Annotated in this window: 21 protein-coding genes; 9 read left to right on the top strand and 12 right to left on the bottom strand. The window is 61.9% G+C overall.

All coding sequences use genetic code 11. The features are described from left to right. Nucleotides 1–39: 39 nt before the first annotated feature. Nucleotides 40–1074, bottom strand: coding sequence for an AraC family transcriptional regulator (locus tag CNE_RS38745; protein ID WP_013958869.1), 1035 nt, complete (start codon nucleotides 1072–1074; stop codon nucleotides 40–42). Between the two features lie 334 nt (nucleotides 1075–1408). On the opposite strand from CNE_RS38745, the gene CNE_RS31935 reads away from it, so the two are divergent. The 5 genes from CNE_RS31935 to CNE_RS39815 all read left to right on the top strand — a co-directional run bounded on the left by CNE_RS31935 (nucleotide 1409) and on the right by CNE_RS39815 (nucleotide 7708). Next, nucleotides 1409–2188 (top strand): enoyl-CoA hydratase-related protein, encoded by a 780-nt coding sequence (locus CNE_RS31935; protein WP_013958868.1) that lies wholly within the window; start codon nucleotides 1409–1411, stop codon nucleotides 2186–2188. Between the two features lie 183 nt (nucleotides 2189–2371). Next, nucleotides 2372–3391 carry an amidohydrolase family protein gene (locus CNE_RS31930; RefSeq protein WP_041229005.1) on the top strand — a complete coding sequence of 340 codons (1020 nt, stop codon included), beginning with the start codon at nucleotides 2372–2374 and terminating at the stop codon, nucleotides 3389–3391. Between the two features lie 429 nt (nucleotides 3392–3820). Further along, on the top strand, nucleotides 3821–5104 hold the full coding sequence (locus CNE_RS39820) for an alpha/beta fold hydrolase (RefSeq protein WP_158310034.1): 1284 nt from the start codon (nucleotides 3821–3823) through the stop codon (nucleotides 5102–5104). A gap of 70 nt (nucleotides 5105–5174) precedes the next feature. Then, nucleotides 5175–6896, top strand: a complete 1722-nt coding sequence (locus CNE_RS31920; RefSeq protein ID WP_041229004.1) for an FAD-dependent oxidoreductase — start codon at nucleotides 5175–5177, stop codon at nucleotides 6894–6896. Between the two features lie 116 nt (nucleotides 6897–7012). Further along, nucleotides 7013–7708, top strand: a complete 696-nt coding sequence (locus tag CNE_RS39815; protein WP_013958864.1) for an enoyl-CoA hydratase/isomerase family protein — start codon at nucleotides 7013–7015, stop codon at nucleotides 7706–7708. On the opposite strand, the gene CNE_RS31915 is transcribed toward CNE_RS39815, so the two are convergent. The 10 genes from CNE_RS31915 to CNE_RS31870 form a co-directional block, all read right to left on the bottom strand. Continuing rightward, entirely contained in the window at nucleotides 7596–8657 is a 1062-nt protein-coding gene (locus CNE_RS31915; RefSeq protein ID WP_013958863.1) for a phosphotransferase family protein, read from the bottom strand. The genes CNE_RS39815 and CNE_RS31915 overlap by 113 nt on opposite strands. 163 nt (nucleotides 8658–8820) lie before the next feature. Continuing rightward, nucleotides 8821–9894 (bottom strand): porin, encoded by a 1074-nt coding sequence (locus CNE_RS31910; protein ID WP_013958862.1) that lies wholly within the window; start codon nucleotides 9892–9894, stop codon nucleotides 8821–8823. Between the two features lie 205 nt (nucleotides 9895–10099). Next, nucleotides 10100–11077 (bottom strand): Bug family tripartite tricarboxylate transporter substrate binding protein, encoded by a 978-nt coding sequence (locus CNE_RS31905; protein ID WP_013958861.1) that lies wholly within the window; start codon nucleotides 11075–11077, stop codon nucleotides 10100–10102. A 115-nt stretch (nucleotides 11078–11192) separates the two neighbouring features. After that, nucleotides 11193–12173, bottom strand: a complete 981-nt coding sequence (locus CNE_RS31900; RefSeq protein WP_013958860.1) for a Bug family tripartite tricarboxylate transporter substrate binding protein — start codon at nucleotides 12171–12173, stop codon at nucleotides 11193–11195. A gap of 257 nt (nucleotides 12174–12430) precedes the next feature. Then, the gene (locus CNE_RS31895; RefSeq protein ID WP_013958859.1) at nucleotides 12431–13234 is read right to left on the bottom strand and encodes an SDR family NAD(P)-dependent oxidoreductase; all 804 of its coding nucleotides are present in this window, start codon (nucleotides 13232–13234) and stop codon (nucleotides 12431–12433) included. A 56-nt stretch (nucleotides 13235–13290) separates the two neighbouring features. Beyond that, nucleotides 13291–14094 (bottom strand): enoyl-CoA hydratase/isomerase family protein, encoded by an 804-nt coding sequence (locus tag CNE_RS31890; RefSeq protein ID WP_013958858.1) that lies wholly within the window; start codon nucleotides 14092–14094, stop codon nucleotides 13291–13293. Then, nucleotides 14091–15332: an acetyl-CoA acetyltransferase gene (locus tag CNE_RS31885; protein WP_013958857.1), complete on the bottom strand. Its 1242-nt coding sequence runs from the start codon at nucleotides 15330–15332 to the stop codon at nucleotides 14091–14093. Before CNE_RS31885 ends, CNE_RS31890 begins: the two co-directional genes overlap by 4 nt. Before the next feature lie 21 nt (nucleotides 15333–15353). Further along, nucleotides 15354–16829, bottom strand: coding sequence for a carotenoid oxygenase family protein (locus tag CNE_RS31880; protein WP_013958856.1), 1476 nt, complete (start codon nucleotides 16827–16829; stop codon nucleotides 15354–15356). Nucleotides 16830–16872: 43 nt separating this feature from the next. After that, nucleotides 16873–18621, bottom strand: coding sequence for a class I adenylate-forming enzyme family protein (locus CNE_RS31875; protein WP_013958855.1), 1749 nt, complete (start codon nucleotides 18619–18621; stop codon nucleotides 16873–16875). Nucleotides 18622–18624: 3 nt separating this feature from the next. Then, complete coding sequence (locus tag CNE_RS31870) at nucleotides 18625–20067, bottom strand: carotenoid oxygenase family protein (RefSeq protein WP_013958854.1); 1443 nt, start codon at nucleotides 20065–20067, stop codon at nucleotides 18625–18627. Between the two features lie 117 nt (nucleotides 20068–20184). On the opposite strand from CNE_RS31870, the gene CNE_RS31865 reads away from it, so the two are divergent. Next, complete coding sequence (locus CNE_RS31865; protein ID WP_148271739.1) at nucleotides 20185–20973, top strand: IclR family transcriptional regulator; 789 nt, start codon at nucleotides 20185–20187, stop codon at nucleotides 20971–20973. 37 nt (nucleotides 20974–21010) lie between these two features. Here the strand turns inward: CNE_RS31865 and CNE_RS31860 are convergent, their stop codons facing one another. Next, a complete protein-coding gene (locus tag CNE_RS31860) occupies nucleotides 21011–21790 on the bottom strand; it encodes an IclR family transcriptional regulator (RefSeq protein WP_041229001.1) in 780 nt (259 codons plus the stop codon). Nucleotides 21791–21966: 176 nt separating this feature from the next. Between CNE_RS31860 and CNE_RS31855 the strand changes: the two genes are divergently transcribed. The 3 genes from CNE_RS31855 to CNE_RS31845 all read left to right on the top strand — a co-directional run bounded on the left by CNE_RS31855 (nucleotide 21967) and on the right by CNE_RS31845 (nucleotide 24346). Continuing rightward, nucleotides 21967–22674, top strand: coding sequence for an alpha/beta fold hydrolase (locus CNE_RS31855; RefSeq protein ID WP_041229000.1), 708 nt, complete (start codon nucleotides 21967–21969; stop codon nucleotides 22672–22674). A gap of 210 nt (nucleotides 22675–22884) precedes the next feature. After that, complete coding sequence (locus CNE_RS31850) at nucleotides 22885–23295, top strand: SgcJ/EcaC family oxidoreductase (RefSeq protein WP_013958850.1); 411 nt, start codon at nucleotides 22885–22887, stop codon at nucleotides 23293–23295. A gap of 55 nt (nucleotides 23296–23350) precedes the next feature. Further along, nucleotides 23351–24346 (top strand): SDR family NAD(P)-dependent oxidoreductase, encoded by a 996-nt coding sequence (locus CNE_RS31845; protein WP_013958849.1) that lies wholly within the window; start codon nucleotides 23351–23353, stop codon nucleotides 24344–24346. Nucleotides 24347–24600 lie beyond the last annotated feature (254 nt).

The raw sequence follows: 24600 nt of genomic DNA, 5'->3' as shown, positions 1-24600 counted from the left end.
CGGGAATGCAATCCGTAGCGTGATGCATCGCGCCGTCGCTCAAGCCACCGCCACCCCCTTGCGATCCTCTTGCTCGGCAACTCCCGTCAGCGCTTCTGCACTAGCTTCCTGTCGCCTGAACTCGCGTGGCGAACGGCCGAACTTTTCCCGGAACATGCGACTGAAATGAGCAACGCTCTTGTATCCGGTCATGTAAGCAATTTCATTGATACCGTAATGTCGCTTGTCGAGCCGAACCAGCCACTTCTTCGCCTCATTGAGCCGCCCTGTCCACAGCAACTGCGAAAATGTGGTGTTGTGTTCTTTGAGCAGATGGCACAAATAACGAGGCGATATCTTGCAGCCTTGCGCCACCATCGACAATGACAGCTCGGGATTGGATAAGTGCAGCGAAATATAGGAATTGATGTCTTCGATGCGCTTCTCGCCGATGCTTTGGCGCCGACCTACCTGCGCCCCCTGCTGATCCGTCAGCAACGCCGCCTCCTTCAGGAGGGCATCGATCAGTGAGTCGGTCACCTCGCGGTTGAGGGACTCCGCCACTTCGCAAAGCATCGAAATCAGCATCGGCATCGCGGCTTTCCGCTCGTTGGAGATGTTGATGCCGGTGCAGATCGGAGCGCCATGGGGAAAATACCGATGGATCACCTCCAGCGGAAACATAATGAACATCCATTCTGCCGGTTCATAATTGCAAGGGATATTTTCATAGCGCATTGGCGAATTAGAACGCGTAAAGGCAAAGTCTCCGGCCTTCATCTCGCAGGTGTTTCCCATCTGCGAGAGCGTCATGCCTCCCCGCTTGATATACCACAGCGTGATGATGTTCTCCTTGTTGTCCCGGATATGGTCCCATCCCCGGCGGTACACGTACCTGGAACGGGAACTGACCTTTCCCATCGGATAAGGTACCTCAAGCACCATCGTCACATCCAGATGAGGACTCTGTCCTGCATCGAGCAATGTTCCTTCGCCGGTGTAGTACCTCTTGGAGTTCTCAAAGGTGACAGCCGAAAAAGAGCAAGGGCGCTCGGAGGAATGGCTCTTCAAACTGGAAAACGAAAAATGCTCCATGCTGTTGTCTCCTCTCCTGCTATTTATTTTGAAAGTCCGATTCGCTCACCTTGAATCTTGACTTTTCCTGCGCTCTTCTCTTTAGCGCTCGCCCCGCCATGCGCCAGTCCGCTTCTTCTTTGTTGTGAGCAGTATCACCTGTTTGTAGCACCACGGACAAGCATTGCCGCTATGGACAAGAAGGTCCTCTCGCGCAGACGCTTTCCAGGCAGCAGGGACGCCTACCATGGCTCCATCTATGGGTAGCAACCCTCACATGGCCGAATTTCGCCAACACTTTCAGAACGGAATACCAGAAAAATACCTCTCATTGTTGCAAATCCATCAATAAACAATGAACGAATACAAATACGTCACATTCCGTGAAGAAGAAGGGGTTGCAAGACTGGTTCTGAATCGACCGGAAGCCCTGAACGCCCTGCATGTCGATACGCTGGCGGAGATCATTCACGCACTGGATCGTGTGCGGGACGAAGAGACGGTGCGGGTACTGTTGCTGACTGGCGCCGGCAGGGCATTTTCGTCCGGCGCAGACCTGACCTCGGGGGGGCCGAGCAAGGATTCCGGGTCCAAGCTCGAGGATTACTACAACCCGATCCTGGAGCGACTCTTTGCGCTGCCTGTTCCGTTCATCACGGCAGTCAACGGACCTGCTGTGGGCGCCGGATGCGCCCTGGCGCTTGCTGGCGATATCGTACTCGCTGCCCGAGAGGCCTACTTTCTGCAGGCTTTCGTCAATATCGGCCTGATTCCGGACGCAGGGACTACCTGGATTCTGCCTCGCCAGATAGGGCGCGCACGTGCCCAGGCGATGATGATGCTGGGCGAGCGCATTCCTGCCGAAACCGCCGCGCAATGGGGAATGGTCTACAAGGTGGTAGACCAGGATGCGTTGGCCGCCGAGTCCCAGGCATTGGCGATGCGGTTTGCGCGGGGACCGACCCGTGCCTATGCCTTAATCCGCCAGGGGATCCGCTACTCGCTCGACCATACGCTCACCGAAACGCTGGCGGCGGAGCGAAACAGCCAGAGACTGGCTGGCGTTACCCAGGATTTTGCCGAAGGCGTCGCCGCCTTTCGCCAGAAGAGACCGGCCGCCTTTACAGGCCGGTGACCTACGCTGCCCGGTGGACTTGCGGAGCAAGATAGCTTGCTCTGTGCCGGTAACCAGACATGGTCAAAAAACGGTAGCGCTGCCGTATGGGCCTCAACCCCCAACAGCGCCCTGCAAACTTGCAGTCTGATATTGGCCGCGACGACAGCGGCTTGTACGACGTGCCGACACAAGGAGACTGACGTGACTTCAAAGCACTGGAATAATGTTGAAGCCGAGGTGGCACTGGATCCGGATCTCCCCATCGTCGATCCACACCACCACATTTGGGGCAAAGGCTGGACACACCCACTTTTCGAACCGTATGACGCCGATGAGCTGATCGCGGACACGGCCGACTCGGGCCACAACGTCATCGCTACCGTCCTGGTCGATTCCCATGCGCAGCATTACACCGACGGGCCGGAAGCAATGCGACCGGTCGGCGAAACCGTATACGCCGAAAGGGTGGTGCAGGAAAGCGAACGACGTGGCGGCAAAGCGGCCGGAGTCTGCGCCGCTATCATGCCTCATGCGAACCTGTGCCTGGGGGCTTCGGTAGGCGAGGTCCTGGATGCCCACGCCGAGGCTTCCCGCCGCTTCCGTGGCATTCGCCACATGCTCGCGTACGATGCCGAGCTGCCACCCATCTACGGCGCATCCGAGGCGGAAATCTCGAAAAGGCCTGAATTCCGTAAGGGATTCGCGGAACTGGCGCGACGGGACCTCAATTTTGAGGCGTGGGCACTGCAGCCGCAACTCGGTGAGGTCCTCGACCTGGCACACGCGTTTCCGCAGGTCACCATTGTGCTTAACCATTTGGGTGGTCCACTTGGCATCGGACGGTTCGCAGAGCGCCGCACCGAGGGCTTCAAGGCCTGGAAGGAAGCAATGGCGCAGCTCGCGACCTGCAGCAATATCGTGGTTAAGCTGGGCGGCATCTATGTTACCCAAACCGATCCCACCAAAATCCAATGGCCCGCGCGGCCACTCACGTCGGAAGAATTCGCTGATCTGCACCGCCAATATGTGCTGACCGCGATCGACCTGTTCACGCCTTCGCGCTGCATGTTCGAGAGCAACTTCCCGGTCGACATGCTTTATACCTCTTACAACGCGCTTTGGAACGGCTACAAGCGGATTGCATCCGGCTTCAGCCCGAGCGAACGCTCCGATATGTTTGCCGCGGTGGCAAAGCGGGTGTACAAGCTTCAACAAACGTGACACCGCCGATGCCGGCCCGCCGGCATCCGACTCCGGCACGGGCGCAATCACGCGGGCGCCCTGCTCCTTCCTGCTCCCACCCGTCTCGTCTATGCCCCGCAATGACCTCTGCCGCGACGGCAAGCGACAACGCTCTCGTTTCCTCTCCTCGCGCTCAGGGATTGCAGACTCTTGCGGCGAGGATCGTGCGCAGTCAGTGCCGTCTGCATTAGCGGCGTGATTCTCGCCAAGCCCAGCTCAACGGCCTGTTCCCAGGCAACGTTCGGCCACGGCAACTCCCATTGCCTGTAAGGATAAGCGCTGTCGCGATCCGCTGTTACATTGGGTTCGTGATACCACATACAGGCCCTCGAAATGACAATGCGATTAAACGGCTCTGGTGAAATTACTCTGGCAGCCAGTGCGAGCGGCGCCCCCGAGGACCCATGCGTGCTGCTGCTGCCCGGCTTTGGACAGACGGCTGCTGCCTGGGCCAGGGCGTCGAAAGCCCTGGTGGCGGCCGGACGCTACGTCGTAACGGTAGAGTTGCGCGGGCACGGAGAGAGTGACTGGTCACCGAACAGGCGATATGAGCTAGGCGACATCATTCAGGATATTGTGGCGGTGATCCAGCAACTGCCCTCGAAACCCGCGGTAGTGGGCGCCAATCTCGGCGGGCTTGCAGCATTGGCGGCGATCAGCGAGAGTCCGGAACCGCTGGCGAGCGCGCTGGTGCTGATCGATGCGGCGCCGCGGATGGCACCGGCCGGTCTGGACCGCATGGCATCGCTGATGACAATGGATGCAGACGGTTTTTCCACGGTGGCGGATGCCGGCCGGGTCGTCGCGGAACACCTTCCCGCCAAGCAGCAACTCGACCTCGAGGAAGTGAAGCGGCACCTCAGGCGATGCGACGATGGTCGCTTCCGCTGGCACATCGATCCCGCCTATCAAGGGTTCAAGGTCGATGCTTCCGACCGCAAGGCCGCACAACGCCGATTCACCGCAGCCGCGCTGGCGCTGGATATTCCGACTTTCTTCGTTCGAGGCGAATCCAGCACGAAGGTCGACCGGGAAAGCATGCATGAATTCCGCGAACTGGTACCGCATGCGGAATTCGCGGACATCCCAGGTATGGGCGACGCAATCATCGGCGGCCGCAATGACGCCTTTGATGCCGCGATCATCGGTTTCCTGGAGCGCGCCATCCCGCGCTCAAAGTTGCGTCCTCAAGGCGGCGTCGAGCCGCGCATGCTGCGCGACGCGATGGGATGCTTCGCGACAGGCGTCACTGTGATTACCACCTCGGATCCCGATGGCACGCCGATGGGATTCACCGCAAATTCGTTCACTTCGGTATCGCTCGACCCGCCGCTCGTGCTGTTCTGCGTCAAGCGCGAATCGGCCAGCGTCGAAGCACTGCGCAAGCGCGGCGCATTCGCGGTGAATGTGCTGCATATCGGGCAGCAGGCGATTTCCGGGAAATTCGCGTCCCGGATCGAAGACAGGTTTGCGGCGACGGAATGGGAACTCTGGGAGTATCAGGTTCCGATCATTCTCGATGCCATAGCAAACTTCGAATGCTCGATTCGCGAAATCGTTGATGGCGGTGACCATGTGATTGTGCTCGGACTTGTTAAGCGAGTCCATTATGACCCGGTCCGGGATCCTTTACTGTTCTTCCAAGGGAAATACCGACGCATCCACGTGGCGCGTGAAGAGTCAGAGAAATAGGTACATTGAGTTTCAGCGCAACGCTGTCAGCGGTCGGAACATTGGTTGCATCAAAATGTCAGAAAATCAGATGAAAGTCACCTACGATGTTATCGTGATCGGCTCGGGAGCGGCCGGGATGATGGCCGCCTTGCGCGCCAGGGACCAGGGTCTGGATGTATTGATCGTCGAAAAGGAACGCCAGTACGGCGGCACGTCGGCAACGTCCGGCGGCCTTTTCTGGGTGCCCAATCATGGTCTCGATGCAACCGGCGACAGCCGGGAAAAGGCTCTCACTTATCTGAAGACGGTGGCACGCGGGCCAGTGCGCCAGGATCGCCTGGAAAAATTCGTCGATACCGCGCCGGAAATGGCCCGCTACCTCGCCAGCAGTACCGGGCTGAAGCTCGACGTGCAGACGGGCTATCCGGACTATTACTCCGAGGCCGAAGGCGCCCACCCTGGACGGGCCCTGGCTCCCCAGGTAATCGACGGCGCCGGACTGGCCAACGATTTTCACACGCTGCGCGAACAGTTCGTCCGCTTCAAGATATTCAACCGCTACACGCTCAGCCTCTATGAGGCGTTCACCCTGGCCACCAGGGCGCCGGGGTGGCGCAGCCTCTTCGCAAAAATGGTCTTCAACTACTGGACCGATTTCTCCTGGCGCCGCAAGACACCTCGGGACCGCCGGCTCTCGATGGGTAATGCCCTTATCGGAGGAATGCGCATGGCGCTCAACAAGCGCCGCGTTCCCCTATGGCTCAACACGGCACTGGATGAGTTGATCGTTGAGCACGGCGAGGTAGTTGGCGTATGGCTGAGGCAGTACGGTCGGCCAATCCGGATTGACGCGCGCCGGGGCGTCGTCATCGCAGCCGGTGGCTTCGAATGGAACCAGGCGCTGCGTGACAAGCATCTTCCGCTTCCGCTTCCTGCGCGATTCAGCAGCACGCCCATGGACGGTAATACCGGGATGGCGATCCAGGCGGGCCAGGCAATTGGCGCCGCAATCGAGTTCATGGAAGGCGCGTGGTGGGTCCCCACCATGGTGATGCCCATCCACGGCGTCCCCAACATCGATATGGTGCACCAGATGGTCTTCGATGTCGGTCGTCCGCACAGCCTATGTGTCAACCAGTTGGGGCGCCGCTTTCTCAACGAATCCTGCAGCTACGACCGCTTCGGGATCGCTCTGATCGAAGAGCAGCAGAAAACCGGGATGAGCATCCCCTGTTGGCTCGTATTCGACGCCCAGTTCCGCAAGCTGTACACCGCTGGCGGCCTGATGCCGGCATCCATCATGCCGGACAGCAAGATTCCCGAGCACTGGTGGACCAGGTATTTGTATCGTGCGGACAGCATTGCTGAGCTGGCCGGAAGCATCGGACTTCCACCGCAGCCGCTCAGTGAGGAAGTCCGCAAGATCAATGAATACGCGCGCACTGGGATAGATCCGGAATTTGGGCGTGGCAGCTTCGAGTATGACCGTTTCCTCGGCGATCCGCGGCACACTCCAAACCCTTGCCTTGGCACAATCGAAAAAGGTCCCTTTTATGCCGTTCCAGTGAACTTGGGCGACCTGGGCACCAAAGGAGGCTTAAAGGTGGACCCCAGAGCGCGTGTGCTGGACCTCAACGACAACCCGATTCCCGGGCTATATGCCGCGGGAAATGCTTCCGGCTCGGTTTATGGCGATACCTACCCCGGCGCGGGTGCTACCCTCGGACAGGCCCTGACATTCGGCTACGTTGCGGCAAACGACATCGCAGCCAATCATCGGGCGGCCGTCCACGAGGCCGAGGCACGGTAACCGGCAAGCTGCGCGACCGGACCGCTGGTGTCTCTACCACCCACCCAACTCTTCTGGCCACGCCCAGGCTTCCTGCCACGCCCCTGGGGATACCGTCCGGTTACATCCAGAACTCCATGTATGAACGTTACAAGTTTCTGAAATTCGAGCGGCGCGGCAAGATTCTCACAGTGACGATGGACAACCCATCCGCTAACGCCGCGAACTTTGGTTTGCACGATGAACTCTCCTACGTCTTCGATGAGATCGAGCACGACGCGGAATGTGAAGTGGTGGTGCTCACTGGCACCGGTCGAGTGTTTTCTGCGGGCGCTGACCGGACCGGCAGGCTGAAAGCATGCGACAACTCGAGCGTCCGCGCCTCCATGATTTCCCGTGCACCAAACATGGTGAGCTCGCTGCTTTCAATGTCCAAGCCGGTGATCGCACGCGTCAACGGTCATGCGAGAGGCCTGGGGGCTACGCTCGCGCTCCTGGCAGATGTGGCGATTTCGGTGGATACCGCGGAGATCGCGGATCCTCACGTAAACATCGGGCAGTCTGCTGAGGACAGCGGGGCGTTTTTTTGGCCGATGGTCGTCGGCTACTCGCGTTCCCGCCAGTACCTCGAGCGTGAGCTCGGTGTCGATCCCATAAACTCGATAATCGCGACCAACAAATCGCGGCACAAAAGAGCTAACGCGAAATCCCGGCCAGCCCTCAACCCACTCGCTGCGCCTGCGCCCAAGCCAGCTCGGCCACGCGCGCAAAGCGTTCGCCCATGGCATGCGCGTCGGCATTGGAGGCCGTGCCGCGCGCAACTCTGCCCTTGATGCCATGCAGGATCGCGGCGAAGCGGAACATGTTGAAGGCGATGTAGAAATCGAGGTTCGGGATACCATCGCGGCCTGTACGCCTGCAATAAGCGTCGACATACGCAACCTCATCCGGCAATCCCAAGGCTGCCAAGTCCCGCCCCGCGATGCCACCCAGGATGTCAGACGGCATGCGGAACATCATTACATGATAGGCGAAGTCGGCAAGTGGATCACCGAGGGTAGACAGCTCCCAATCCAGCACCGCCAGCACCCGGGGCTCGGAAGGATGAAAAATCATGTTGTCGGCCCGGAAGTCGCCATGCGCAATGGCAACCTCATCGGCGGCTGGCAGATGCCGAGGCAACCAGTTGGCAAGCAGATCCATCGAGGGATGCCGACCGGCCACTCCGTCGCTTAGGTACTGGGCCGACCAGCGTGCCACCTGGCGAGCCACGTAACCGCCAGGCTTGCCGTAATCGCTTAGACCGATCGAAGCGGGATCTATCGTATGCAACCGGGCCAGCGTCGCGTTCATCGCGTCCATGTACGCCGCACGGTCATGCCGTGAAACATCGGAAAAACTGGCATCCCAGAAGATCCGGCCTTCGATCATATCCATGACAAAGAACCAGCTGCCAATCACCGAATCGTCGATGCAAAGCCCGTGGATATACGGCACCGGAAAATCCGCTTGGCCGAGCGCCGCCATCACGCGCGCTTCGCGCTCCACCGCATGGGCGCCCTTCAGCAAGGCGCCGCGCGGTTTGCGCCGCAGCACATAGCTGCGGCCAGGCGTGGTCAGGCGGTATGTGGGGTTAGACTGCCCGCCCTTGAACTGGTCGATCGTGAGCGGCCCCGCATAGCCCGCCACATTCTGTTCCATCCAGCGCTCCAGGGCCGTCTGGTCGAACTGATGCTGCTCGCGCACCGGCACCGTGCCGGCGAGATCATGCCTGTTAGTCATGTTTGTCCTCGGCGTCGAAAGCGTTACGCATCATCATCTTCGCTAGCGTCCATTTGTTAACTGCGATCGAGCCGTCATAGATTCGAAGGCATACGGCCACTCCCGGCCATATGCCTCCACTCCGGGTCTACACATCTTGCGTCCCGAGACCAGCGCCCTTATCTCAGAACTTGTGCCGAATCCCCAGCGCAACCCCGGTTTGGTTGGTTTTCCCCGGTGCGAGCGTCTGCAGCGAAGCGAAGTTGAGCGCAGAGTTTTTTGCGTAGGCGGCCACGCCATAGACGTCGGTGCGCTTGGATAACGAGTAGATTCCCTGCAACACGTACTGCTGCGGATTGGCCGGGTTGGCGACGCCTGTCTTCGACTTGATGTCGTCGTAGTAGTAGGCGAGCGTCAGCCCGAATGGCGTGGCGATCTGATAGCCGATGCCGGCCCAATACATATTGTCGCGCGACGAGGTAGCACCGTTTGCGGCGACGTCCTTGCCCCAGCGGTAGCCGGCCGAAAGCCGGATCGGTCCCTGCGTGTAGGTGCCGGCCACTGCTGCCTTGCGCGACTTGGCGATGCCAGCGGTGGTGTCGGGGCCATTGCCCTGGTCATAGATCGCCGAGACCGCAAACGGCCCCGACCCGTAGCTGACGCCGCCGCCCCAGGATGCGCTGGCCTGAATCGATCCAGGCTGTTCGCCGAAAGCGTAGTGAGCCTGCGCCGTCAGCGCGCCGAGGGCGATGCGGTACTTGACCGAATTATCGACGCGCAAGGGCCCGAGCAGCACCGAGAATGGTTCGTAGGTGCCCGAGTAGTAGAGCGGCGTAAAGTTGGCTAGGATGTCAAAAAACGTCGTGTATTGCCTGCCAAACGTTAGCCGTCCATAGAGCGATTCCATGCCAACAAAGGATTGTCGGTTAAACAAGCGCGAGGTGTCGGCCATCGTACCGGTGTCGATATTGAAGCCGCTCTCCAGCACGAACAGGGCCTTCATGCCGCCACCCAGATCTTCCACGCCGCGCAAGCCCCAACGCGGGCCGGACAAGCCGGCAGAGGTGAGCTTGACCGCCGACTTGGCGCTGTTATCTCCCGCAATTGCAGAACGATTGTTGCTGCTGTACTCCAGATAGGTATCGGCCACGCCGTAAATCGTAACACTGGATTGCGCGAATACGACCTGCGCCGACATACCCGTTGCACTCATCGCCATAACCGATGCCAGAAACCGAACCCGTCCAATCTTGTTCAAAACACTCCTCCTTATCGATGTGATGCAGACCCTGCGGGAATTCCCCATTTCCCGGCGGCAACTTATTCTTCCTGCCTGCCGGCTCATCAGTAGAACGTTTCTGATGAATCAATTCGGAAATATGAGATAACGCGCCGCCCCTCCCTTACGCAGGGTTAGCCCCGGCCCATACCGAGGCAACAAATGGGCCGCCCTTTTCGAAGGCTCAGTCCAGCCGAATGTCGGCCGCCTTGATCAAGGCGGACCAGCGTGCCTGATCGGCGCGGACATCGGCGGCGAATTCCGGCTGCGGCTTGCCCCCGGGCTCGTAGCCCAGGTCGGCAAATTTCTTGACGACGTCCGGATTGCGCGTCACCGCCGAAATCTCGGTCTGCAAGCGCTTGACGACCTCCGGGGGCGTTCCCGCGGGTGCGAAGAAGGCGCCCCAGCCGAGCGCTTCGAAACCCGGCAAGCGAAGTTCCGACAGCGTGGGGACATCGGGCGTCAGGCGGCTTCGCTTGGCGCCAGAGGAGGCGATGATGCGCACCTTCCCGGATGCGACATAGGGACGCACAGACGGATAATCGGTCCACATCGCGGCGACCTCCCCGTTCGCCAGCGCTTGCACCGCGGCACTCCCACCTTTGTATGGAACGTGGAGCATGCCGGCACTTAGCGCCTGGTTCAATGCGTGGCCGTACAAGTGCGACGACGAGGCGTTGCCGAACGAGGAGTATTCCCACTTTTTGGTGGTGGCTTTCGCCTCGCTGGTGAATGCTGCGAAATCGGTGGCCTTTACGCGGCTGGTGCTGACTGCCAGCCACAGCGGCGCGCTAACCAGGGTGGTCACGGGAACGAAGTCGCGCAGCGGGTCATACGGGATCTTCGGCATCGCGCTGGCAGTCTGCAGCAGGATCGGAATCGTGAACAGTAACGTATAGCCGTCAGGCTGGGCCTTGGCGACATAGTCGCTGCCGATCACGCCGCTTGCGCCGGGCCGGTTGTCGACCACAATGGCCTGCTTCATATTGACCTGCAGCGCCGAACCGGCGATGCGCGCGACCACATCGGTACCGCCACCGGCGGGGAACGGCACCACGACCCGCACGGGCTTGTCGGGGTACGACTGGGCCGCAACCGGGCCGCACAGCAGAACCAGCATCGCCATCAGGGCGCGCCGGCGGGGGAATGAAATCCACGTCATTGGATCACCTCGACAAATTCGGAAGTAAAAAGGGGGCTCTGCGCGTACGCGCAGTGGCAAATGTCACAGCATTGTTGCAACTGAACGACGGCCCTATCGGGCCGGCTGCGGCAGATCAGTCCGGTTGAATCCCGGCCTTTCCAATCAGCTCGGCCCAGCGCACTTTTTCGGCGCCGACTCCCCTGGCGAACGATTCCTGGGACTGGCCGCCGGGCATGTAGCCGAGGCCGCCGAGGCGTGATACGACATCGGGCTGATGGAGAACCTTCACTGTCGCCGCGTGCAGCTTGCGGACGATCTCGGGCGAGGTCTTGCTGGGGACGAACAGCCCGGCCCACGTCGGCAGATCGAAGCCCGGATAGCCTTGCTCAGCCAGCGTCGGCACCTCGGGCGTCAACGGCGACCGCTTGCCGCCAGTGACCGCCAGAAGGCGGATCTTGCCCGATGCCAGTTGCGGCTTCAGCGTGACGATATCCAGGATCGTGAGTGACACCTCGCCCGCGACCAGCGCCACGCTCGCCGGGGCAGAGCCCTTGTAGGGCACGTGGATCATGTCTAGCCCAGCCACTGCGTTGAACTGCGAGCCGAGCACATGTGCCGAGGAGCCGTTGCCGAGGGAGGCGAAGCTATGCTTGGCCGGATGCGCCTTGACGTCCGCCACGAACTCCTTGACGGTGCGCGCCGAGGTCCTCGAGGTACTGACCGCCACCCATAGCGGCGACGTGACCACGTCAACGACCGGCGTCAGGTCGGCGATCGGGTCGAATGGCAGCTTCTTGAACAGCGATGGCGTCTGCACCAGCAGCGGCACCGTCAGCAGGATCGTATTGCCATCCGGCGCCGACTTGGCCACCACGTCAGTGGCAATCGTGGCGCTGCCCCCCGGCCGGTTTTCGACGATGACGGCCTGGCCCAGCTCGATGGACAGCTTCTCCGCCAGCAGGCGCCCCAGCACATCGCCTCCTCCGCCGGGCGCGAAGGGGACGACGATCCGCGCCACCGGCTTCGACTGGGCCCACACGGGATTGCCGAGCCAAGCGAGGCACGCGGCCTGAGCAGCGAACGCGAGGAACGATCGGCGGGTTTTTGTGGACATACGCTTTGTCTCCTGTAGACGGCTGTCATGACCGCCTTTCTTATGGTCCGGCATGGTGGGACCTGCAGCGCCAGCTTTCCTTCATAGCCGAATTAGAGCGCACAACGCAGGCAGCAAAAAACAGAATCGAACGAACGGCTCACACTGTGGGATTTCCCTGGTCGGCGCGGAAAGCATCGGACCTCAAGGGCATTCCGCGCCACCCTGCTCCGCTCGCCCTCAAAATCATGGCGTCGGCGCGGGACCAGGCGCGGCGTTCACAGCGGACTCACCAGATGTCCGCCATCCACTGCCAGCGTCGTCCCGGTCATTGCCGCGCCAGCATCCGATGCCAGCAGCAGAAGCGGCCCGTCCAGGTCAGTCAGCTGACAGAAGCGCCGGCTTGGAATGCGCTTGCGCAGCTTCTCTCCGGCGTCGCTGCGCAGGAAATCTTTATTCATCTCGGTCATCACGTACCCCGGCAATAGCGCATTGACCCGGATCCGGTGCCGCGCCAGTTCGAGCGCCAGTGCCTTGGTCGCCTGGATCACGCCAGCCTTCGAGATGGCATACGGTGCAACGCCCGCCGTCACCCTGGCGCCGAGAATCGAAGCAATATTGACAATGCTGCCGCCGCCGGCACTCGCCATGCGCCGCCCGGCTTCGCAGGCGACTAGCCAACACCCTTTCAAATTCGTGTCAATCACGGCATTGAAGTCCGCCTCGCTCTGCTCCAGCGCCGGCCTGGTCAGCGCGACCCCGGCATTGTTGACGACCACCTGCGGAGTACTCCACGGTATCGCGTCGAAGCAGGCCTGGACGCTTTTCGCGTCGGTCACATCGAGCGCCAATGCGCACGCCGTTCCGCCCGCCTGGGAGATCGCTTCGACGATCGGTTGCAGCTTGTCCACGCGACGCGCGGCCAGCGCGACACGCGCGCCAGCCTCCGCCAGCACAGATGCAAAGTGCTTGCCGAGTCCGCTCGATGCGCCGGTGACCAGCACCACGCGCCCATCCAGCCGGAAGCGCTGAGATGAGGCGACGGATGCAGCCCTGTGTGTGTCCTGCAATTCACTGTTCATGTTGTCGCCCGACTTTTTTACCGAGCGGAGCAGCAGTCCGCTCGATCCGATTGATGTCAGCCAAAGTTAGCCTGCCTCTTCTGTAGCATCGCCGTCACGCCTTCGGCGAAGTCCGCGCTCGCGGCACATAGCGCGAAGCTTTCGGCCTCGGCGCGTAGCTGGGCCGTCAGATCGCGCTGGCTGGCATCGAGCAGCAAGCGCCGCGTCAGCGCCAGGGCGAGCGGCGGGCCGGCCGCCAAGCGACGCGCGATCGCCTCGGCCTCAGCCATCAGCTCCGCCGGTGCCACCACGCGGTTGACGAGGCCGGCAGCGCATGCGTCTGGCGCGGAAAGAGGCTCGCACAACAGCGCAAGTTCCAGCGCTCGGCGCAGCCCCACGGCGCGCGGCAGGCGCCAGGTCGTGCCGCACTCGGGACTCGCCCCGACCAGCGCGGCGGCCACATTGAAACGCGTATCGTCCGCGGCGACGATCAGATCCGCGGCCAGCATCACGCCAATGGCACCGCCCGCTATCGCGCCGTGCACGGCGGCCACCTTCGGGAATTCGAGACGCTCCAGCACGGCAAGCGCGCCGTGCATTTCGTCGACGATCTCGGCGGCGCTGTCAATTGCCGAGGTCATCGCCTGCAGATCGCCGCCGGACAGGAAGGCCCGCCCTTCGCCGCTCAGAATCAGTGCGCGAACATCGGTGTCGGCGGCGAATTCTTCGCAGGCAAGGCGGAAGGCCCGTGCCAGTGCAAGGTCGACGGCGTTGCGTGCCGCCGGCCGGTTGAAGCGAATATGCGCAAGGCTTCCGTCCCGCCATGCCAGCACCGGCATCGCCGCGTTCGTATCGGCACGCAGATCAGCAAGCGGCTTCACGCTTGCCCTCCCCTCTCGACCACAAAGCTGGCCACGGTGGCACACGACCCGCCGATATTCAGTGTCTGAAGCCGTCTTGCGCCTTCGATTTGCGCCTCCCCTGCCGTGCCGGTCACCTGGCGCGCGGCATCCAACAACATGCGTGCGCCGGTGGCGCCCACCGGGTGCCCACATCCGATCAGGCCGCCGCTCATATTGACCGGGCACCGACCGCCCGGTTCGATGCTGCCGTCTTCCACGGCTTGCCAGCTTTGCCCCGGCGGCGTCAGGCCGAGGTGATCCAGCGCCACGTACTCGGTAGTGGTGAAGCAATCATGGGTCTCGACCCCGTCGATCGCCTCAATACCCGTCACATTGGCCCGTCGCCAGGCGTCCTCGATGGCGTGGCGCAGGTGCGGGAATACATAGGCCTGATCACGGCTGCGCTCCAACTTGTCTCGCAAGCGCAGGCCGGCGGTGCGGTGTCCCCAGCCTGCGATACGCGGCAGCTGGTCGACCGATGTGCCGCGCCGGCGCGCATACTCCTGCGCGAAACGCGGCGAGGCCAGTACAATGCCGCAGCCGCCGTCGGTCACCTGGCCGCAGTCCTGGCGGCGCGTGCCCGGCTCGATCAGCGGGTTGGCTTCGTCGTTGTCGGTGAAGCTGTCCGCATTGAACTGCCAGTTTCGGGTCTGCGCCAACGGATTGCGGCGGGCATTGCCGTAGTTGATCTCGGCGATCCGGTTCAGGTATTTACGGTCCAGGCCGAAGCGGCGCTCATATTCCTGCGCGATGCGCCCGAAAGCCGCAGGCCACATGAAGGTGCAATCGATATCTTCGTGGCCTTGCCACGCGGCGGAATTCTGATTCTTCGAGGCCTCGTGGCCCGAGATGTTCTTGAACTCCTCGGCGCCCAGCACCAGCACGCAGTCGTAGCGTCCGGCTTCGAGCTCCGCCATCGCCGTCAGCACTGCCAGCGACGACGACGCGCAGGCGCCCTCATGGCGCATGGCAGGTATGCCCCACAGTTCAGGCACCACCTGCGCCACCATCGCGCCGAGGTGCGCCTGCTGGCGTTGCAGCTCACCGAACGCATTGCCGACGTGGATGCTCTCGATCTGCGCTGCATCGAGCGCGCAGGCGTCGAGGGTGCCGAGCGTGGTGTCGCGGATGATGTCGGAGATGTCCTGTCCGTGGCGGGACCAGACCTTGGCGAAGTCGGTCTGGTAGCCGCCGAGGATATATGCGGATTGGCTCATGTCAATGGCTCGGTTGGGGGTTCACAGCAAGCCAGCCCAATCGGACTGGATGTCCCTTGCGTCGGCCCAGCACGCATGCGTGCCGCTGCTGATGCGATGGGGTAGGAAAATGCGCGCGACCGGCCCTGCGGCGAGATCGCGGGCGTCCAGAACCAGGCATTCGGAACGGTCATTGTTCATGTCGGTGACGAAGCTGACCACATAGCCATCGTCCTCACCCTGTGCGTCGTGGCACGGCGCCATCGGCGATTCGCTGCCGAAGCGGCCCTCGCCGAACAAGTACTGTTGCGACTCGCCGGTGGTATGGTCATAGCGCAGGATGCCGTCGAACAGGAACGCGCCGGGATGCGCGATCATGTTGTACGAGTAGCGATACGGCTTACCCCAATACTCCATGTTGACCATGCCGAATTCGAGATAGCGCTCGTCCAGGCGGCGTTCGCGCGTAGCGCCGGTGCGCAGGTTGAAGCGCCATTCGTAGAGCGTGGGGCCATAACGGTCCGGCCCCATGGTGTTGCCGGTGTTGTCGTAGCCGGCCTTCGGCATGGGCGTCTTCTGGTGATAGCCGTGCAGCACCACCTCGTCGCCGTCTTCCCACGCATTGAGCCAATGCAGCACGTAGGTCGGACTTGCCTCGAACCAGCGGATCTGCGCCAATGCGGCCCCGCGGCGCGGCACGATGGCGAAGCGCGACGGTTTGTCGGGGTAGTAGCTGAGCTTGTGCTTTCCTTGCGGCAGAAGGTTTTCGTCCCAATGCAGCGGAAAATCGTTCAGGATAGCGAAATGTTCGGTGAACGCCATGTCGTGCGGAAGCCGTGGGCCCGGCAGCGGCACCGGCACGTAGTGCGCCAGCCGGTTTTGCCGGTCGACCTCGCCGTAATGCATGTACGGAGCGTCCTTGCTGTAGTTGAAGAAGAGCAGATCGCCGGTGCGAGGATCGACTTTGGCATGGGCGGAGAGGCCGCAGTCCCGCAACACGTCGGCGCCCCAGGCATCGACCCCCTCCAATTCCAGGGTACGTGCATCCAACCGGTATGGTTCGCCGCATTGATAGAACATCGCGAGGGCTTTTCCGGCATGGACGATGACGTCGGTCGCGGCGCTGTCGCGCAGCCCGCCGCGCGCGCCCCAGCCCGGCAGCTCCGACAAGCTCGGCTTGTCGATCAGGCCGGCATACAGCGCCCGCCCGGCTTGTTGCTCCTGCTGGAACGCCTTGGTGCGGACGAAGCGGTTGCGGTACTCGCAGCGACCGTTTTGAAAGCTCAACAGGTGCAACATCGCGTCGCCATCGAACGGATGGAACTTGCCGAGCGGCTGGTGCACGGGGTTCTGGGTGTTGCGCAGATAGACGCCATTGAGGCGTGCCGGGATCGTCCCTTCGACCTCCAGGTCAACGGCATTGACTTCGCGATAGTTAGGGGTGAACGGCCCGGCAGTGTAGGGATGCCCTTCGAGCGCCAGCGTAGGGTGGATTTCTCCGACGACTTCGACATGCATGGTTGACTCGCTATATGAAATTTGATCGACTGGCTATTCAGTGCTACCCCTGCACCGCCGCACTCGTGTTCTGACTTACGCACGCCAGCAACTGGCGCAACTCCCGCTTGAGCACCTTGCCGACCGGGTTGCGTGGGAGCTCGGCCGTGATCAGCAGTTGCTCCGGCAGCTTGAAGGCTGCGACACCTTCGGCGCGCAAATGCGCCACCAGCGCAGGCAAAGTGACGGTGGCGTCCGGTTGCGGCACTACTACCGCGCAGACCCGCTCGCCCAGTGTCGGATCGGGGCTGCCGATTACCGCCACCTCCCGGACATCGGGGTGCCCAAGCAGCAGGTTCTCGACTTCCTCCGACGAGATATTCATGCCACCGCGGATCACGATGTCCTTGTGGCGCCCTGCGAAGCGATAGAACTGATGACGATCTCCAGCGATTTCGAACAGGTCTCCGGTGCGGTAGTAGCCTTGCTCGTCGAAGGCGCGTGCCGACAGCTCCGGGGCGTTGAAATAGCCGCTGAAGATCGCCGGTCCCTGGAAGCGGAGTTCGCCTATGTGGCCTGGCGCATCGACCTCCGCGCCAGTATCGGGATCGACGAGGCGCGTGCGGATTCGCTTGGCATTGGAGTGCGACCAGGTGTAACCGGGCACTCCCATGCGCGGAAAGTACAACGCGCGCTGGCTGCGGTCGGGGATGTCCTCCGGCGTCGACGACAGTGCCGCGCCTTCATTCGAGCCGAAGTAATTGACGATTTCGACGTTGAAGCGCTGCGCGAACTGCGCCACCAGCCAGTCCGCCAGCGGACCGCCGCCCGAACCGATGCGCTTCAGGCGCTGCAGGTCGACTTCGCTGAGACGTTCCGGCTCCTTGAGCAGCCGGCTCAGCACAGCCGGGGCCGCCACCGTATAGTCGATCAGGCTGGTTCGCAACTGCGTAAGGAATACCTCGATGTTGAACGGGTGGTGATGATGCAAGCCGCCGCCGATCAGCAGCCACGCCACGAGGCTGGTCGAGACTCCCGCCATGTTGACGAAGGGGAAAGGAATCAGGAGCTGGTTGCCGGGCTGCAGGCGGCCGGCCTCCACTACCGACTGACCGACCACCAGCCACTCATTGTGGTTGCGCGGCACCCCCTTGGAGCGGGCTTCGGTGCCGGAAGTCCAGCAGATGGTGAAGACGTCATGCGCCGTCAGGCCAATCGCCTCCATGTGCGCGCATAGCGCCGCCGCGTTCCACCCAGTGGTGGCCGCTAGCGCGGCGTCAAGGTCGCCGATGGCAGGCGGCAAGGCGTCGCCCGAACCGTCCCGATAGGACCAGACTTGCTCCAGCGCGACGCATTGCGTCATGTAGGCGGACCACTGCTCGGCCGCTTGAAAGGAACCGACGCGCTGCGTCGTGATGGCGAACCTGGCGCTGGTGGTGCTCAGCACATGGGACAGCTCATGCCCGCGGTACTGCATCGGCACAGGCGACACGATGACGCCGGAGATGGCACAAGCAATGTATAGCGCGTGCAGCTCAACGCAATTCGGCAGCTGCAGCACAATGATGTCGTCCTTGCGCAAACCTTGCCGGTGCAGCCAGGCGGTGTAGCGGCCGACTTGCTCGAGCAGTTCGCCCCACGTCCACTGTTGCGCCGCCTTGCCCCACAGCTCAGACCGGTTAGGTGGGTCGGCGACTGCGAAGGCGGTGGGCTGCCGCACCGCGGTCTCGACGAACATTGCGCCAAGAGTCCGCTCGCCCCACCATCCGCGCGCGACATAGTCTTCGATTTTGTCCCTGGATACCAAGATCATGATTTACTTCCAACGATTGAGCGTCGCTTGACTGACAAAGGTGGCGTGAAAACCGTTGGGGACGCGGCGTGGCAACAGTACGCGCGCAACCGGTCCTTGGGCGAGGTTCGCGCCCCTGCAATCAAACACCTGAATTTCCGAGCGGGCGTCAACGGGGTTCCAGACAAAGCAGACCAAGTAGCCGTCGTCTTCGGCCATGCTGTTGTCGCGCGGCGCGAAGCCGGGCTCGTTGTAGAAATGGCGCGGGCCGGCGCTGTATGCGACATAGCCGCCGGTATCGAGGTCATACTTGACCAGCCCCGGGAAGCGGGGCTCTTCGTGGCCGCCATGCGGAAACACTACGTTGTACGACCAGCGATTCCTGCGCCCCTGGTACATGCTGTTGATGACGGGGAATTCCGTGTTGAGCACGTCGTCGATCGGGTTTTCGCGCGTCTCGCCTGTCTTTAGATTGAAGCGCCACTGGTAGAGCAGGAAGTCGCGCTGTCGCAAATGGATGGTCCGCTCCAGCCTGCGCGCGTCCGGCTGACCGTCGGGGCCTGCGTGGATGCGGTACGGCGTGCCGATCATCACGATCTCGTCGCCTTCTTCCCATGCATTGACAACGTGCAGCATGTACGTTGGCTTGGCGTTGAACCAGCGAATCTCATCTGCGTGGCCATGGCGCGGAATCACTGCAAAGCGCGACGGCTGGCTGACATCGAAGCGCAGCTTGTAGCGGCCCGCGAGCAACGCCTCGGCATCCGGCCGCAACGGGAAGTCGTGCAAAATGCTGTAGTGCTCGGTGATGGCCATGTCGTGCGGAAGACTTGGCGCGTCGAGCGGGATTTCGGTGCGATGCACGACCTTTCGATCCGGTCCGATCACGCCGTATTCCATAAACGGCCGCGTCAAGCCATAGTCGAAGAACATCAGCTCGCCGGTGTGCTCGTCCGGTTTGGAATGCGCCGAGATCCGTGTAACGGCCCCGCTGAAATCGGCGGGACCAAAGGTCTGCAGACTGTCGGGATCGACCGCGTACGGCATACCAGAGCGATACCACATGGTAATCAGCCGGCCCGCGTGGTACTTCACATCGGTGTTGGAGGTGTTCTTGAGCGGCTCGTCGGGTCGGTCCGCGCGCAGCGGTTCCTTGAGTCCCTTCCACAGCGCGCGCCCCTCTGCCTTCTCTTCCTGCAGCGCGCTGGTGGCGATCCATCGGTTGCGGTAGCTCACCTTGCCGTTGCGGAAGCGCACCGCATGCAGCATGCCGTCGCCGTCATAGGCGTGGTAGCGCCAGTCAGGTGGAAAGTAGTTGTTCGGTCCGTTGCGCACATACAGGCCATTCAGATCCGCCGGCACGCAGCCGATCACGGGCAACTCGTCAAAGGAGTCTTCCCGCTGAATGCCTGCGTTGTTGCCGCTCAGGGCGGGATTGTCGAGGATGGGCAGGTCGTCGACTTGCATACTGAGTGCCTCCGTTGCGCGGTGAAGATCAATGGCGCCAGTCTAGGGAGGGACCTCAAGGAACGCCCCAGTATTTTTGATATACTGATCGTTGTTTCGATATGTCATAAACAACTCATGTCCGTCCCGCGCCGCGTACCGCTCGACCTCCTCGAATACGAGGGCGACCGCCAGTTCGCCACGACGTTGGCGCGCGGGATCGCTCTTTTGCGCTGCTTTACGCCGGAGGAGCCGGTTTTGGGTAACAAGGAACTCTCGCGCCGATTGGAGTTGCCGGTGGCGACCATTTCGCGCTTGACCTATACGCTGGTGGCGATGGGCTATCTGGCACAGGACGAGCCCCACGGCAAATACCGGCTCGGAAGTGCGGTGCTCTCGCTGAGCTACCCGCTGCTGGAATTGTTCACGATCCGCCGGCGCGCACGACCCTACCTGCTCGAACTTGCCGAAAGCACGGGGGGCTCAGTGTCGATCGGTATCCGAGACCGCCTCAGCGTCGTCTATATCGAGGCAATCCGCTCGCACCACCACAAGGTCTATCCGCTGGATGTGGGGACGCGGCAGTCCCTCGCCGGGACCGCGATCGGGCGAGCCTACCTGATGTCATGCGCGCCATCAGAGCGCGAGGCCTTGATGAACCAGTTGCGGGTCCGCGCGCCGGAGGAGTGGCAGCGGCACCAGGCGGAGTTACGCCGCAACATGGCCGAGTATTCGCGCTGGGGGGCCTGCGTGTCGGTTGGCGAAATCTTTCCCGATGTGCAGGCGGTGGCCGTGCCACTCGGCCGAATTGATCGCGGAGAGCCTGCGGCGCTTAACTGCGCGTTCCAGGGACGTCCACTGAACCGATCCTGGCTGCTGGAAGAGATCGGGCCAAAATTGCAAGCCTTGGCCCGACAGCTGATGTGATACCAGGCGGGGCCAACCGCGCCATGCCGCGCAAAGTCTATTGTTCCTCGCCGTGCCACCCGAACGGGCTGACTTCTCGTATCAGCAACTCGCCCAGTTCCGCGCGACGCTTCGCCGGCATCCTCGAGTTGATCGCCGCGATACTAATCCCTGCATAGCTGTTGCGGGTGAGCGCGAACGCGCATCCTACACCGCTCATTTCGACATGTGGATCCGCCGACTCCGAGTAACCGAGCTTTCGTGCGCGTGCGATCAGCTGGCGCAGCTGGCTTGCGCTGATACCGAGCCGGCTGTACTCCTTGCCATTTCTTGCGAGCATTTGTGCAATCTCTTCATCGGGCAGCATCGCCATGATTGATGCACCCACTGCGCTGGTGGCGAGCAGTCGCCGAACGCCGACCTGCACGATGAAGGCCTTGACCGGATAATCGCCCTCCTCTCGGCACAGGCACACGGCGAAATCGCCGCTGCGCACGAGCAGGAATACCGTGTCACCGGTCTGGCGAGCCAGCCGCTGCATCACCGGGCGAAAACGATCGCTTACGCTAGACAGCCCAGCGGACGAGAACCCCCATTGCAGAGCTTCGATTCCGAGCCGGTAGAGCTTAGTGGTGCCGATGCGCTCGACGAAGCCCTCTTCGATCAGACACGTCAGCAGACGATGGGTGGTCGAGCGATCAAGCCCTGACACCGCGATCAGATCGCGGAGCCGGATGCCGGAGCCATGGTTGGCGCCGACATGCCGCAGCAGCGACAGGGCTCTGGCGGCACTTTGCGTGCCGGCCACGGGGGCCAAAGCAGTCTTTTTCTCATCCATTGAGCAAATATAGCAAATTCCGCTTGTACGCCGAAAGTCCGTCCCTTGTAATCGCGACAAACAGGGCCGTCGGTCGCTGGCACTAACCATCGGGATGATGGTGATTCGGTGAACGCGCTGTCATGGCAAGCCGGCAACAACGCGCGACGCCCCACTCTAGTCGAACGGAGGCTGCATTGAATCGCATCAGACTATGGCTGTTGCCGGGCATGATGAACACCGCCAGCGTGTGGGACCCGGTCGCCGCCGAACTCACCGACGTGGCGGACATCAGCGTTGCGGATCTGAGCTGGCAGACCAGCATTGCCGAGATGGCGCAGAGCGTGCTGGCGCAGCAGCAAGGGCGCTTCGCGCTGGCCGGCTTTTCGATGGGAGGCTACGTCGCGCAGGAAATCGTGGCGCAGGCGCCATCGCGCGTGTCCCACCTCGCGCTGCTCGGTACGTCCATGCGGCCCGAGAGTCCAGAACAGACGGCCGGCCGCAAGACGCTGCTCGACGCAGTTCAGACGGGTTTCTCAGCGCTGACACACAAACTGCTGGCGCTTAATCTCCATCCCGCGCATGCCGGGGACAGCGTCCCGGCCCAAACGCTGCGCACGATGTTCGAAACGCTAGGTCCCGACGTCTTCGCTCGTCAGATCCGCGCCATCATGTCCCGGCACGATACGCGTGCTGCGCTGCTTGCGGCGCAGATGCCAGTCGCCGCCATCTGCGGACGCGAAGATCGCGTCGTATCGCCTGCGTTGTCTGCGGAAATTGCCGCGCAGGTACCGGGCGCCAGCCTGACCTGGATCGAGCGGGCGGGACATATGGCGCTGCTCGAACAACCCTCAGCAGTTGCCAGTTCTTTACGGGAGTTGCTGCGGGAGCGAGGCGCCGCGTAGTGCCGCCGTTTTCTCGACATACGAGATATTTTCCAGATTGATCTGGATAGACAGCACAGCAAGCATTGTAATTCAATTGCAAAGACCCTCGCCCGCGGAGCTAGCAGCATTCGATAGCAGCAGAATGCGCGGGCGCGAGACCACGCAGGACCAGCGGCCAGTCAGGGACGACGGCCGGCAATTCAACCGATAACGAAAAGAGGAATTCAGATGGTCGCATCCACACTTTCCGCCGAACAGAAGAAAGATGTCTTTAGGGAAATGACACAAGCCTGGGAAGCAAAGGATTGGCAAAAGTGCGCCAGCCTGTTCGCCCCGGACGGCGTGCTGCATTCGGTGATGCTGGACCCCTGCGTGGGGCGGCAAGCATTCCTAGAGCGCATCGAAAAAGCGGCGAAACCTAACAAGCATGTCAAGCTGCATATCCAGCGCATGGGTACTGCCGACGAGGCGCTCATCGTGGAGCGGATCGACGAAATCATCATTGACGGCGTTGGTCGTTCGGTTCCGACGGTCGGCATCCTCGAGTTCGACGGCGCGCTGATCTCGCTGTGGCGGGAGTACTACGACCGTCCGACGCTGCTGAAGGCCCTCGGCCTGAGCGCCGATCCTCACGCGTAAGGCTGATCCGCGGCACCGCACAACGCATTCCAGCTCAACTATCAGTTCCAGTATCATGGCCAAGACCCCACTCAAGAAGATCATCGCGTTCTATTGCCGCTTCACGCCGAGCTACAGTGCGATCGGCTATCACGCGCGCCGCTTGTTCTGGCGCCGGATCAACCCGGATTTCCGCGGGCAAACCTGGCTGGTCACTGGTGGCTCGGAAGGGATCGGCGCCTCCGCTGCCCGGCAAGCCGTGGCGGCCGGCGCTACCGTCATCTGCGTGGCGCGAGACACCGCCAAGCTGAAGGCGTTCGCCGCCTCGGTGACGCGACCGGAAGCGGTACAGATCCAGACAGCGGACTTCTCACTGCAGGCTGACGTCTGGGCGCTGGTTGACCGCCTGGAGCAGCGCGGGGTGCGCATCGATGTGGCGGTCAACAATGTGGGCATCCAGAAGCGGGACCAGATCATCACCCGAGAGGGGCTCGAGACCTCGTTTGCCACAAACGTTCTCGGCCACTATCTGCTGTTGCGTGAATTGCTGGGACGCAAGATGCTGCGCGACGATGCCACCGTGATCGAGGTGGCGTCGGGCGGCATGTACAACCACGCGATGGTGGTCGACGATCTCAATATCACCGGCCCCGGCTATCTCGGCGTGCGCGCCTACGGCCTCGCTAAGCGCGCGCAGATGATGCTCATGACGCATTGGCGTGCGGCCTTCGCCGACACCGGGAGGTGCTTCTATGCGATGCACCCCGGGTGGGTCAATACGGCCAGCGTCAACCGCTCGATGCCGCGCTTCGTGGCCATCCTCAAATCCGTTCTGCGTGACCATCAGAAGGGCGCCGACACCATCGTCTGGTTGGCCAGCCGCCGGCCGGAGCAGGTACGCCCCGAGGCGATCTGGTTCGATCGCAAGGAGCGGCGCCCGCATATCTACGCACATACACCTAAGTCCACTGCGACACCGTCCGATGTAGTGGCCAAGCTCGAATCGCTGGTGCTTGCGCGCGGCGATTCTGAAATTGTGAACTTGGCGTCAGTGAATTCGGTAGAAATCTAAGCCGTCGTAGGGGAAGGTCCAGTTCCTGAAGAGACAGTGGAGACACCGGCAGATGTGGACATTTTTCACGCCGATTGCTCCGCTATGCCGGCCAAACGTCTTTGAATTCAGTGACAAGTCAAGTTCGAATGAGCTGTTGCTGGGCTTGCGCGACGGGCGTTTCAGCCGGTCGATTAGTAGCGACGAACGCCGACCGTAGCGCCGGTCTGGTTCTCTATTGGCCGTGCTAGTTCTGTGCTGTCAGTTCCGGCATC

Origin of the sequence: Cupriavidus necator N-1 (genome assembly GCF_000219215.1) — a bacterium.
Lineage (GTDB): Bacteria > Pseudomonadota > Gammaproteobacteria > Burkholderiales > Burkholderiaceae > Cupriavidus > Cupriavidus necator.
The sequence above is the reverse complement of the archived record's forward strand: the minus strand, read 5'-3'. Positions and strand labels throughout refer to the sequence as shown.

Excerpts from the sequence above, each read along its gene's own strand:
- CNE_RS31845 (WP_013958849.1), top strand. The coding sequence starts at position 23,351 with ATGGCCAAGACCCCACTCAAGAAGATCATCGCGTTCTATTGCCGCTTC.
- CNE_RS31935 (WP_013958868.1), top strand. The coding sequence starts at position 1,409 with ATGAACGAATACAAATACGTCACATTCCGTGAAGAAGAAGGGGTTGCA.
- CNE_RS31865 (WP_148271739.1), top strand. The coding sequence starts at position 20,185 with ATGTCCGTCCCGCGCCGCGTACCGCTCGACCTCCTCGAATACGAGGGC.
- CNE_RS31870 (WP_013958854.1), bottom strand. The coding sequence starts at position 20,067 with ATGCAAGTCGACGACCTGCCCATCCTCGACAATCCCGCCCTGAGCGGC.
- CNE_RS31885 (WP_013958857.1), bottom strand. The coding sequence starts at position 15,332 with ATGAGCCAATCCGCATATATCCTCGGCGGCTACCAGACCGACTTCGCC.
- CNE_RS31880 (WP_013958856.1), bottom strand. The coding sequence starts at position 16,829 with ATGCATGTCGAAGTCGTCGGAGAAATCCACCCTACGCTGGCGCTCGAA.
- CNE_RS31905 (WP_013958861.1), bottom strand. The coding sequence starts at position 11,077 with ATGACGTGGATTTCATTCCCCCGCCGGCGCGCCCTGATGGCGATGCTG.
- CNE_RS31915 (WP_013958863.1), bottom strand. The coding sequence starts at position 8,657 with ATGACTAACAGGCATGATCTCGCCGGCACGGTGCCGGTGCGCGAGCAG.
- CNE_RS31850 (WP_013958850.1), top strand. The coding sequence starts at position 22,885 with ATGGTCGCATCCACACTTTCCGCCGAACAGAAGAAAGATGTCTTTAGG.
- CNE_RS31860 (WP_041229001.1), bottom strand. The coding sequence starts at position 21,790 with ATGGATGAGAAAAAGACTGCTTTGGCCCCCGTGGCCGGCACGCAAAGT.
- CNE_RS31875 (WP_013958855.1), bottom strand. The coding sequence starts at position 18,621 with ATGATCTTGGTATCCAGGGACAAAATCGAAGACTATGTCGCGCGCGGA.
- CNE_RS39815 (WP_013958864.1), top strand. The coding sequence starts at position 7,013 with ATGTATGAACGTTACAAGTTTCTGAAATTCGAGCGGCGCGGCAAGATT.
- CNE_RS31900 (WP_013958860.1), bottom strand. The coding sequence starts at position 12,173 with ATGTCCACAAAAACCCGCCGATCGTTCCTCGCGTTCGCTGCTCAGGCC.
- CNE_RS31920 (WP_041229004.1), top strand. The coding sequence starts at position 5,175 with ATGAAAGTCACCTACGATGTTATCGTGATCGGCTCGGGAGCGGCCGGG.
- CNE_RS38745 (WP_013958869.1), bottom strand. The coding sequence starts at position 1,074 with ATGGAGCATTTTTCGTTTTCCAGTTTGAAGAGCCATTCCTCCGAGCGC.
- CNE_RS31895 (WP_013958859.1), bottom strand. The coding sequence starts at position 13,234 with ATGAACAGTGAATTGCAGGACACACACAGGGCTGCATCCGTCGCCTCA.